Origin of the sequence: Chryseobacterium sp. StRB126, from assembly GCF_000829375.1 — a bacterium.
In the GTDB taxonomy this organism is placed as follows: domain Bacteria; phylum Bacteroidota; class Bacteroidia; order Flavobacteriales; family Weeksellaceae; genus Chryseobacterium.
The window spans coordinates 788,463-800,516 of record NZ_AP014624.1 but is presented as its reverse complement, the minus strand read 5'-3'; the positions used below and the strand labels follow the sequence as shown (position 1 = coordinate 800,516).

Genomic DNA, 12,054 nt, shown 5'->3' with positions numbered 1-12,054 from the left:
CCTATTATTTACTAAAACAAAAAAACGTCTCTTCGAGGCGTTTTTTAATATAATTTAATCAAACAGTCTCAACTGCTGATCTTTTGTTCCAGTAAAATTAGCTGTTGACAGTTTTGGAAATTCCTTGCCGTCAAAAAACTTTTTTCGACCTATTTTAAAGGTCGTATGAATCATTTCAGCAATGTTTCCCTCCCCTCTCTGTCTCTCAAAATATCTTTTATCACCAAGCTTTCCTCCACGCATAGAACGGATAAGATTCAACACTTTCTGTGCCCTATCCGGAAAATGAGTTTCAATCCAATTGACAAAAACAGGTTCTACGGTATCATTCAATCTAACCAGAGTGTATCCAAACCCAAGCGCTCCGGCATCAGAAATAGATTTTAAAATATTCAAAGGTTCATCACTATTCAGCCCTGGGATAATAGGAGCTACCATTACATGAACAGGAATTTTATTTTCAGAAAGAATTTCAATTGCTTTTAATTTATTGGAAGCTGAACTCGTCCTTGGTTCCATTTTTCGTCTTAGCTCCTCATTGATCGTAGGAATACTTAAAGAAACTGAAACAAGATTTTGCTCAGCCATGGGTTTTAGAATATCCAAATCCCTTAGTACCATTGCGTTTTTTGTCAGAATATTGACAGGATGTCTGTAATCAAGACAAACCTGCAGGAGTTTTCTGGTTATTTCAAATTGCCTTTCAGCCGGCTGATAACAATCTGTGTTTCCTGAAAGCAAAATAGGCGCAGCTTTATAGCCTCTTTTCTGAAAAAACTTTTCCAGCAGTTCAGGAGCATTTTTCTTCACCATGATCTTTCTTTCAAAATCAATTCCGGCACTATAGCCCCAATATTCATGGGTAGGTCTGGCAAAGCAATAAGAGCAACCATGCTCACACCCCTGGTAAGGATTCATAGAATATTCCATCGGAAGATCTTCGCTTTTCACCTGATTAACTATCGTTTTGGGAAAGACTTCGGTAAAAGAGGTTTTAACGGTTTCGAAATCTTCAGGTTCAGGTTCATAAGTATACCTGTCAAAACGGTTGATAACGTTTCGCTGAGCTCCCTGACCTTTTATGAAATTTTCGTTTGACATTCTGATGTAAAATTAGAATGGATTTTTTATAAAATAATGAACTTTAACATTTAAGTTTTCCACAAAAAAATCCAACACTTTCAAAAGCGTTGGATTTAAACATAATTTAATATATTTTTTTACTACTTCAGCGCGTAAAATTCCACTCCGTGTGTTTCATCGTCGTGGTTCTTTTCATCAAAGTGTCTGTGATAATCTGAATAATTATCACTATATTTTTTATCTTTTTTAGTCAAAATTTTCTTGATACTTATTAAACTTAATACTGCCAAAAGACCAACTCCCCCTGCCAGTAAAACTCCAACTTCTTTTTTCATATTTTCTTTGATTTATTGTGATGAGTATTGCAAAAAGTGTACCTATTTTCTTTTTCCGAATTATAAATTTTGTTAACATTAAACTCTATTTTTAAGAAAATTATAATCCATTATTTTTCTTATCTTTAGAAAAGCAATGGTTTAATTATTGTACTTATCAACAAAAATATTATTATGGAAAATCCAGAAAACATCGATCAAATGACCACTTTAAGCCAGGTCATGAACAAACTCTCTGAGAGAGGGATAAAGAGAGAATTCAGAATGAATGAAAACTGTGAGATGAAATTTGAGAATTCTGAAAAACTTTATACTCCTTCTGACCTGACTATTTTAAAAACATACCGTTTTGAAGGGGACAGTAACCCGGATGACAATGCCGTATTATATGTGGTAAAGGATGATGCCGGAAACCGCGGAATGATTATCGATTCTTATGGAGCCGACAGCAATTATTCCGGAGATAAATTTGATAAATTTCTGAGAGATATCCCAGTTCACGAAAGTGACGAATTCAATTTTTAAGTATTGAAAGGCAATATTAATTTTTTAAACCATTAAGACTCTTTTAAATTAAAATAAATTTGATTTCGTACCAACTGTAAAGATATGTTTATCATTACACTTTAATGGTTTAAAAAATTATTTCTCTTCAGTATTATCTTTCTTTTTAAAAATACCATTTAAGAAACCTTTCTTCTCTTTTTTTTCTTCCTGGGGTCGAGAAGTATGCTTTTTCTGTTTGATTTCCTCTTTAATGTCTTTTACAGACTGTTTCATTTCTTTCACTGATGAAACTGCGTTTTTAACTTTCTGTTCAGTTTTTTCAACATTTTTTCCAATAAGAGTTTTCTTCAGCCCCTGTTGAATTCCCTTCCAAAAAAGGTTAAAGAAGGATTTCGTAGGATCACGTTCCACATTTTCTACCGTCACCGATTCCGGATAGTTCCCAGAGTTCGATTTTAAGAAAACATTAGCCACCGCCGTTAAAAAGCCTTTCTTTTCATGGTTCTCTTTATTTAATACCGCAATCTTTAAATCTTTATGCTTTAAATTAAATGTTCCGTGCAATCCGGCAGGGTTTCCTTTAAAATTAAACAGCATTTCCTGAATGATTCCCGCAGTAGCTGTTACGTGCAGATAAGGCCTGATAAATGGGTTGATTCCATTTGCGGGAAGATTGGAGGTCTTTCCTGAAATCATAAAGACATCATGTTGATCTGCAACATCAAAACTCCAATTCACAGAAAGTGGTGATAAATTCATGAATGAACAGTTAATATTAATATCCACTTTGGTAGGCTTTCCTTTTGCTTTCGCAGAGTTAAGGTTTTTGACATTCATATTAAAGTTACTGAATGTGAGTTTACCCGGGCCCATACTTTCGGGAGTATCTTCCTCGTATACCAAAACAGAATTCTTCAGATCCAGAGTATTGATATTCATAGGAATTTTAATAGAACGAAGTAATTTGGAATATAAAGGCTTAATCTTCGGATCGTCCTTTGGAATTTTACTCCTGAAAATATTAGCATCTGCAGATTGAATCTCTACATGTGAAGCATTAATGAACTGATGATCTGAAAACAAATCCCAATCGCCTTCAGCAATTACCTGACCAGCCTTCAAATCATACAGGTCTCTCTCCACAGGTATCATTTTGATAAACTGATTTCTCGAAACGAGAGGCTTCATTACAAAATTATTGATCTGGATTTTATTTTTATTCAGCTTTAAAAGCCCAAGACTAATATTATAAAACTGAGTTTTATAAGCAAAATTACGGGTAGTGAGAAAATAGTCTTTTATGGTAAAGGAAAGCCCTTGGTTATTTGTTTTAGGACTTATTTCAACACCGTTTACAGTAGCATTCAAGTCATGAAAAGCCAATGGTTCTTTTCCTTTATCATAAATAAGGTTCGAGTTCTTCAAAGAGACTTTTCTTACAATGACAGACTGTAAAATTCCGGAATTGGTATTTTTCTTTTGCTTATTCTCTCCTGCCTTTATCATTCCGTTTGCATTTTCAATCAGAATGTCTTTAACATCAAGATTCAGCTTTTTATTAATGAATTCCAGCTTATTGATATTAAATGCAATATGGCTGGATTTTAAATCCATTGTCGTTTTTCCGCTGGCTTGAGAACCCGGAGTGAATGAAAGATCTCGGATTTCTCCATTAGTAGGTTTTAAAGCAATACTTTTAATTGCAATATTCTGATGATCAGCATACACGATATCTTTTCCAGAGAATATAAAATCTTTATATCTAACCGGAATCACCTGTTCAGCAGTTTCTTTATTAAATATAAACTGATTGATATTTAAATTCAGGTTTCCTACAGATAAGAGCCTGCTTCCGTCAGCCTTGTTAATTTGAGTTACAGCATTTTTAAGCTTTATGTTCTCCAAATTAACTTCAAAGTCCGGTTTCTTCTTTTCTTTTTGAGCATTTTTCACACCGGTATTGTAGACCGTAAAAACCGGGGTTTGAAAATCTGCATCAGAAAGAGAAACTTTATTTTTATTTAAAACAACATCCTTAAATTCCATTTTGGGAATGGTAAATTCAAAAAGCTGAGTTTTTTGAGGATAAAACCTTTTAAACTGAGCAAAAGACAAGAGCGGAATCAGTTTAAAATTCTCAACAGCCATCTGCCCATCCGTTGTATTGATGGAACTAATAGTAACAGCATATACATCTGCCGGTCTGAAAAAGAAGTTTTCCCCTTTAATACTGTACCTGTCAAAAACAATGGGCAGCTTATCTTCTACAGATTCTTCCGTCATCTGCAGGTTTTCTACCAACAGATCCAGCTGTTGTACCGATAAAAGCTTCTGCTTGGTAGGTTTGAAAACAGTAATCTTGCCATCATTGATCCTGATATTTTCAAATGAGATGGGATTTCTTTTTTTTCCTGGTTTTTGGTCTGCTGGTTTTGCCAGGATGATATTTAGATTCGGTTTTGCCAGCAATAAATCAGATGAACTTATTATTTTATTGAAAATAGCATCGTAAATCCCAAAACGACTGACCTTTAATGTATCAACAGTTCCCTGAATCCCAATAACATTGATATTTTGCGGATCTTTACTGTTCACAGAAATTCCTGTTGCCAGAATGTTTCCGGTGCTAAGATCCACATCCAGACTTTTATACGAAACTTTATAAGCCGTATTATTTCTGATGTATTCCGGAAGCTGGGTTTTAAGCCAAAAATTCAACCCGAAATTCGCTGCAAGAAGAAGTCCTGCCAGGATTCCGAAACTGATTAATAGTCTTTTAACCCATTTTTTCATACTTACACATTTTGATATTCAGTATTCTCTTTATAAGCTTTCTTTGAAATTTCTTTTATAACTTTTCCTGCTAAGCTTATTTCGTAAAATTTTCCTTCTTTTCTAGCATAAATACTGTTAGCCTTTTCACTATATCCATATCCAAAAGAAACGGCTGGTTTGATTTCATCAAAAATAAAAGGACATAATTCTTTATTATTAGTATCTAAAATACCTGATTTACCATTTCTGCAAGCAAAAATAACACCTCCCCTCTGAATAAACTGATCATAAACCGGCAAAATTATAGTCTTAAATGTCTCATATTCTATTAAACCATGCTTACCTTTTTTTACGACAAAATGCCTTTTTTCGGGTCCATATTCTACCCAATTTGATATTTCATCATATTCTAACGGCAGCAATACTTTATTCTTAATATCAACAACTCCGAACTTTTTATTTTTAGATGCAATGAACTTTTGATGGTTATAATGAATCGGTACAAGAGTATCATATCCAAATAATATAGGTTTATTCTCTATGTCTATAACTTTATGATCTCCAATAAATAATTGAGTATCATCATCAAGCTCATATAAGTCTTTATACTGAAAAGGAATTTTTACTTTTCCATTTTCATCCAATAAACCAGTTTTCCCATTTTTTCTTCCATAAATAAAACCACTCTTCTGTTTTTGAAGATCTTCGTATTCAAAAGGAATCACAATATTTCCACCCCAATGCACCATTCCATATTGTCCTTTCAAATTTTTAAATATAAGATTTGGTGTAGAAACTGAAAAGTCATTAGAAACCTGTTCATATGATTCTCCTATCTTTTTCAGGTCTTTATTATAAATATGAAATATCTTTCCTTTTTTTGCATTATAATACTCCGAAGAATTATGATTTGTATCAAAATATCCTATCCAATCATATTCTATAGGAACTTTGGCAGATCCGTCCGGCTTTATAATTCCATATTTCCCATTTCTTTTAATAATGGCATTTTTATAAGTATCAAATACAGAAGCGGAATCATATTTATTGTTGGAAAATGCAGGTTCCAATTTTTCATTGATAAAACAATATTCTTTACCATTCCGCACTAATGCAGCCCCATTTTTAAAAAAGGTTGTTTCTCCTCTTTTAAAGACATCCTTTGAAAAATCTTCGTTCCATGATCTGTAAACATCGTCAAAAATAAAATCTGAAAGCTGTTTTCCTTTTCTATCAAAGAACGCCCATTTTTTATCTTTCTCAGCAATGACAAGGTTATCCATTTGCTCAGATCTTACATTGTTATAAATAATCGGGACTACAACTTCCCCTTTCATATTAATAAATCCGGATTTATGATTCTTTTTGACTTCACAAAGACCAGTCTGTGTAAAATAGTCAACATCATCATACAATAGAGGAATCACTATTTTTCCATCTTCGTTGATAAAACCCCATTTATTTTTTATTCTGACTGCAGCACGACCAAATGAAAAAATCCTCACTTCATCATAATTTGCTGCTAACTTTAAATTTCGGGTCGTTATAAAAAATTTTTCTTTCCCTTTTTCCGCATAAGCCAATCCATTTTCAAATGGGTTGAGAAAATCATATTGAACAGGAATTTGCACAATACTATCGCTATTGATGAACCCCCATTTTCCCTCTTTATTTTTTATCCGAATCCAACCTGTTTCGGTATCATGTTCCAAGAAAGAAATATCCTTTTTGGAAATGGAATGATTACAACTCAGACATAATACAACTACTAAGAGATATAAAAGTTTATACATATTAATTTTCAATACCTAGCTCTATCACATAGCCTTCATGTCCTCTTACATTGATAAAGTTTCCGCCTTCAAATCCAAGATACTGTCCTTTTATTCCAGTTAGTTTTCCGGTAAATTCCGGTTTCTTATCTAATGTAAATGAAGTTACTTTCTCTGGTTTTTCAAATGGATAATCAAATGCCCAAAGTTCTTCTCCTTCACTGTAGAACGTCTGGAATTCCTTTGGAAAATATTCTTTGATCTTTTGTCTGAAGTCTGCAAGATCTACTTCTCCTTCAAAGTCATCCTGAAGCATTTTTCTCCAGTTGGTTTTATCTGCTAAATGTTCTTTTAGGGCAACTTCTATCATTCCCGCTTCATAACGGTTTTCAGTTCTTGCAATAGGCAAAGCAAAAGTAGCTCCCTGATCGATCCATCTTGTAGGAATCTGAGTATTTCTGGTCACCCCAACTTTTACATCTCCTGTATATGCCAGATATACGGTGTGAGGCTGAAGCTGAATTTCTTTTTCTACTTCCAGATCACGTTCTGCAACTCCTAAATGTGCTGTTGAAAGCTCCGGACGGATAATGGTCTCACTTGCATACGGGCTTTCAAAAAAACAGCTTTTACAGAAACCCATCCTATAAATAGGCTTATTTTCACCACAGTTTACGCATTGAAACCCTATATGCTTAATGCTTAATTCTTTTCCCAGCAACTCATTGATATGAATCAGATCTCCTGAAAGATTCAGATAATATTGGATGGGTTTAGCATCATAGCTTATCATTTTTAAAATTTGCCCTTGAAACTGCATATTATATTTATATTACTTTTTTACGTAAATTTAATGATTATATTTTTCAAAAAGTAAAATTTATATTTTTGTATTCATAAAAAAACATTGATGATTTATCTTGTAACAGGCGGTAGCGGGTTCATAGGTTCCCATTTAGTTGAACAATTATTAAGAAATGGACATTCTGTCATAAACATTGACAATTTTGATGATTTCTATAGCTATCAGACAAAAATTAAAAATACTTTAGAGTCTATTGGTAAAATTTCGGATTTTGATTTCTCTGATAAAGAGACTGATATTCAACGTCTGGTTTCTCTCTCTGCATCTGATAAATATTCACTCTACTATCAGGATATCAGAGATAAAAAAGGACTTGAAGACATTTTCAAAAACCATTCTATTGATATGGTGATTCATTTGGCAGCATTAGCCGGTGTTCGCCCCTCTATTGAAAGACCTTTGGAATATGAAGAAGTGAATGTTCGCGGCACCATGAATCTTTGGGAATTGTGTAAAGATTTCAATATCAAAAAATTCATTTGTGCATCTTCATCAAGTGTTTATGGAAACAACGAAAAAGTCCCTTTTGCAGAAACTGATAATGTAGACAATCCTATTTCTCCCTATGCAGCAACGAAAAAGTGCGGAGAAATTTTGGGCCATGTTTATCATAATCTTTATCACATTGATATGATTCAGTTAAGGTTCTTCACCGTATATGGACCAAGACAGCGGCCGGATCTTGCCATCCATAAGTTTACAAAGCTTATTTCAGAAGGTATGGAAATCCCTTTCTATGGTGACGGAACTACTGCAAGAGATTATACTTATATTGATGACATTATTGACGGGATTACCAAATCTGTTCTGTATTTGGAAAACCACTCCAACGTATATGAAATCCTTAACTTAGGAGAAAATCAGGTTGTGGGCCTAACAGAGATGGTAGCCACTATAGAAAATGCCCTGAAAGTGACAGCCCACAAAAAAATTCTGCCAATGCAGCCCGGAGATGTCACAAAAACCAATGCCGATATCACAAAAGCAATGGCTTTAATAGGATATAAACCTGACACAGACTTCCAAAATGGCATAAAAAAATTTGTGGAATGGTTTTTGAGAAAACGACAATAGTAAAATAACTGACATGGCTGCCATGCAGTTGGTGACAGTGATTTACAAGAAAAAATTATAAAAAGAATTGAAAATCAAGTATAAAAAAGTTTATTATACAACCTATTTTTATACTTTTGCAAAAAATTAGAAAATTATGTACTGGACATTAGAATTAGCTTCATATCTAAGTGACGCACCTTGGCCAATGACAAAAGCAGAGCTTATTGACTACGCAATCAGAACTGGTGCACCTATGGAAGTAGTTGAAAACCTTCAGGCAATTGAAGATGAAGGGGAAATTTATGAGTCTATTGAGGAGGTTTGGAGCGATTATCCAACAGACGAAGACTTCCTTTGGAACGAGGACGAATATTAATAAAGCGATAAGCTTTAGGCTGCGAGCTTAGAGCTTTTTTGCCCTTTTTTATATATTAACTTACACGATAAGCGTGTCATTAAAACGCTTAAAGCATCTTGCATTAAGCATAAAGCAAAAAATTTATGAGTTTTTTAAACAAAGTTCTTAAAGGGTTTTTGGGAGACAAAAAAGCGCAGGACCTAAAAGAAGTAAAAAAAGTTGTAACAAAAATCAAGGCTGTAGAACCTAACATCCAACAATTGTCGGATGATGGACTGAGACAAAAAACTGCTGAGTTTAAAGCAAATATTAAAAATGCTACCAGCAAGATCACAGCTCAGATAGAACAGATTAAAGAGCAAATAAAAAACTCAACAAATGTTGATGAGAAAGAAGCTCTTTTCTCAAATATTGAGTCTCTAAAGAAAGAATCTTACGAAATTGAAGAGAAAGTCCTGGTTCAGGTTCTTCCAGAAGCTTTTGCATTGATCAAAGAAACCGCAAGAAGATGGGCACAGAATGGAGAAATTCGTGTAACAGCAAGTGACTGGGATAGGGAACTGGCTGCTGCAGGAAAAGATTTCGTTAGCATTCAGGGAGACCAAGCTGTTTGGAAAAACTCATGGGACGCTGCCGGAACTCCAGTAGTTTGGGATATGGTCCACTATGATGTTCAGTTTATCGGAGGTATTATTCTTCACAGTGGTAAAATTGCTGAGATGGCAACCGGTGAAGGTAAAACTTTGGTAGGAACATTACCTATTTACTTAAATTCGCTTCCGGAAAGAGGGGTTCACGTTGTAACGGTGAATGACTACCTTGCCAAAAGGGACTCCGCTTGGATGGGACCTCTTTATCAGTTCCACGGAATGTCTATCGACTGTATCGATAACCACCAGCCGAACTCAGACGGAAGAAGAAAAGCATACAATTCAGATATTACTTACGGAACGAACAACGAATTCGGTTTCGATTATCTGAGAGATAACATGGTGACTTCACCTTCAGAACTGGTGCAAAGAGAATTGAACTTTGCCATCGTGGATGAGGTAGACTCCGTTTTGGTAGATGATGCAAGAACACCTTTGATTATTTCTGGTCCGGTTCCTCAGGGAGACAGACAGGAATTTGACGTTCTTAAGCCTTCTATCGACAGAATCGTTGAAGTTCAGAAGAAAACAGTTTCTGTAATCTTCAATGAAGCGAAAAAACTAATCGCGGCAGGAAAAACTAAAGAAGGAGGATTCAAATTGCTTCAGGCATACAGAGGTCTTCCTAAAAACAGACAATTAATCAAATTCTTATCGGAAAGCGGAAACAGAGCATTACTTCAGAAAACTGAGGCTCAATACATGCAGGATAACAACCGTGATATGCCGATTGTAGATAAAGACCTTTACTTCGTTATTGAAGAAAAAAACAATCAGGTAGATCTTACAGACAAAGGTGTTGAATACATGTCTCAGGGGAACTCTGATTCTAACTTCTTCGTTCTTCCGGATATCGGAACTGAAATTGCTGAAGTAGAGGCTAAAAACTTATCTAAAGAAGAAGAATTCGAAGCTAAAGAAAGGCTTTTCAGTGATTTTGCTGAAAAATCTGAAAGAGTTCACACCATGAGCCAGCTATTGAAAGCCTATACATTGTTTGAGAAAGATGATGAGTATGTAGTAATTGATGGCGAGGTAAAAATTGTTGATGAGCAGACAGGGCGTATCATGGAAGGAAGACGTTATTCTGACGGTCTTCACCAGGCGATCGAAGCTAAAGAAAATGTAAAAATTGAGGCTGCTACTCAAACTTTTGCAACAATTACGCTTCAGAACTATTTCCGTATGTACAACAAACTTGCGGGAATGACTGGTACTGCTGAAACAGAGGCTGGTGAGCTTTGGGAAATCTACAAATTAGATGTTGTGGTTATTCCAACCAACCGTGTGATTTTAAGAAATGACAAACAGGATTTAGTTTTCAAAACTAACAGAGAAAAATATAACGCTGTAATTGAAGAAATTGAAAAATTAACGGCAGAGAAAAGACCTGTACTTGTAGGGACAACTTCTGTTGAAATTTCTCAGTTGCTTTCGAAAGCACTTCAGTTAAGAAAAATTCCACACCAGGTATTGAACGCGAAGCTTCACAAGAAAGAAGCTGAAATTGTTGCTGGAGCAGGACAGCCGGGAGTTGTAACCATTGCAACAAACATGGCAGGTCGTGGTACGGATATTAAACTTTCTAAAGAAGTAAAGGAAGCTGGAGGTTTAGCGATTATCGGTACAGAAAGACACGATTCAAGACGTGTTGACAGACAGTTAAGAGGTAGAGCTGGTCGTCAGGGAGATCCGGGAAGTTCTCAGTTCTATGTATCTCTTGAAGATAATTTGATGCGTCTATTCGGTTCTGAAAGAATCGCTAAAATGATGGACAGAATGGGTCATAAAGAGGGTGAGGTTATTCAGCACTCTATGATTAGTAAGTCTATCGAAAGAGCTCAGAAAAAAGTAGAAGAGAATAACTTCGGAACAAGAAAGAGACTTCTTGAGTATGATGACGTAATGAACAAACAACGTGACGTGATCTATAAGAGAAGAAAGAATGCTCTATTCGGCGATCACTTGAAATATGATATCACAAACATGATTTTTGATGTAGCCAACTCTATCGTTGCGAAAGGGAAAGCTACAGGAAGTTATAAGGATTTTGAATACGAAATCATTAAAACATTTACAATGGAATCTCCGGTTTCACAAAATGATTTTAATAATAAAAACATTCAGGATCTAACGAATATCTTATTCAAAGCAGCTCAGGAAGACTATCAGATGAAACTGAACTTATTGAAGGAGAAATCATTCCCAATCATTGAGAATGTTTATCAAAACCAAGGTTCAATGTTTAAAATGATCCAGGTTCCTTTCACAGACGGGCATAAAACAATGACAATTGTAGCTGATCTTAAAGAGGCTTATGATACTCAGTGTGAAAGCCTAATCAATGATTTTGAAAAGAACATCACTTTATCCATCATTGATGAAAACTGGAAGCTTCACCTTCGTGAGATGGACGACTTAAGAAGATCTTCTCAGGGAGCTGTTTATGAGCAGAAAGATCCGCTTGTCATTTACAAACAAGAATCTTTCCACTTATTCAGTGAAATGATGGAGAAATTAAACAAAGAAATAATTTCTTTCTTATACAAAGGAGAAATTCCTGCATAAGAAATAATTAATGATATTATTAAGAAACCGCTCTGGCATTGCCCGGAGCGGTTTTTTGTTGTGGATTGTATAATAATTTTATGAC

Annotated in this window: 9 protein-coding genes; 4 read left to right on the top strand and 5 right to left on the bottom strand. The window is 34.9% G+C overall.

The genetic code is table 11. The features are described 5' to 3' along the window. Positions 1-54: 54 nt before the first annotated feature. Complete coding sequence (locus CHSO_RS03470) at positions 55-1,101, bottom strand: PA0069 family radical SAM protein (protein WP_045492360.1); 1,047 nt, start codon at positions 1,099-1,101, stop codon at positions 55-57. Positions 1,102-1,223: 122 nt separating this feature from the next. Continuing rightward, entirely contained in the window at positions 1,224-1,418 is a 195-nt protein-coding gene (locus tag CHSO_RS03465) for a hypothetical protein (protein WP_045492359.1), read from the bottom strand. A gap of 174 nt (positions 1,419-1,592) precedes the next feature. Between CHSO_RS03465 and CHSO_RS03460 the strand changes: the two genes are divergently transcribed. Continuing rightward, a complete protein-coding gene (locus CHSO_RS03460; protein WP_045492357.1) occupies positions 1,593-1,943 on the top strand; it encodes a hypothetical protein in 351 nt (116 codons plus the stop codon). Positions 1,944-2,060: 117 nt separating this feature from the next. Here CHSO_RS03460 and CHSO_RS03455 read toward each other — a convergent pair whose 3' ends face one another. The 3 genes from CHSO_RS03455 to CHSO_RS03445 are packed head-to-tail and all read right to left on the bottom strand — an operon-like array spanning position 2,061 to position 7,292. Beyond that, on the bottom strand, positions 2,061-4,718 hold the full coding sequence (locus CHSO_RS03455) for a hypothetical protein (protein ID WP_045492355.1): 2,658 nt from the start codon (positions 4,716-4,718) through the stop codon (positions 2,061-2,063). Between the two features lie 2 nt (positions 4,719-4,720). Further along, the gene (locus CHSO_RS03450) at positions 4,721-6,493 is read right to left on the bottom strand and encodes a WG repeat-containing protein (RefSeq protein ID WP_045492353.1); all 1,773 of its coding nucleotides are present in this window, start codon (positions 6,491-6,493) and stop codon (positions 4,721-4,723) included. Position 6,494: 1 nt separating this feature from the next. Beyond that, entirely contained in the window at positions 6,495-7,292 is a 798-nt protein-coding gene (locus tag CHSO_RS03445) for a DUF2797 domain-containing protein (RefSeq protein WP_045492351.1), read from the bottom strand. A 90-nt stretch (positions 7,293-7,382) separates the two neighbouring features. Between CHSO_RS03445 and CHSO_RS03440 the strand changes: the two genes are divergently transcribed. The 3 genes from CHSO_RS03440 (at position 7,383) to secA (ending at position 11,969) form a co-directional block, all read left to right on the top strand. Continuing rightward, on the top strand, positions 7,383-8,411 hold the full coding sequence (locus CHSO_RS03440) for a GDP-mannose 4,6-dehydratase (protein WP_045492349.1): 1,029 nt from the start codon (positions 7,383-7,385) through the stop codon (positions 8,409-8,411). Between the two features lie 136 nt (positions 8,412-8,547). Beyond that, entirely contained in the window at positions 8,548-8,769 is a 222-nt protein-coding gene (locus tag CHSO_RS03435; protein ID WP_002662059.1) for a DUF2795 domain-containing protein, read from the top strand. A 125-nt stretch (positions 8,770-8,894) separates the two neighbouring features. Beyond that, complete coding sequence (gene secA, locus CHSO_RS03430; protein ID WP_045492346.1) at positions 8,895-11,969, top strand: preprotein translocase subunit SecA; 3,075 nt, start codon at positions 8,895-8,897, stop codon at positions 11,967-11,969. Positions 11,970-12,054 lie beyond the last annotated feature (85 nt).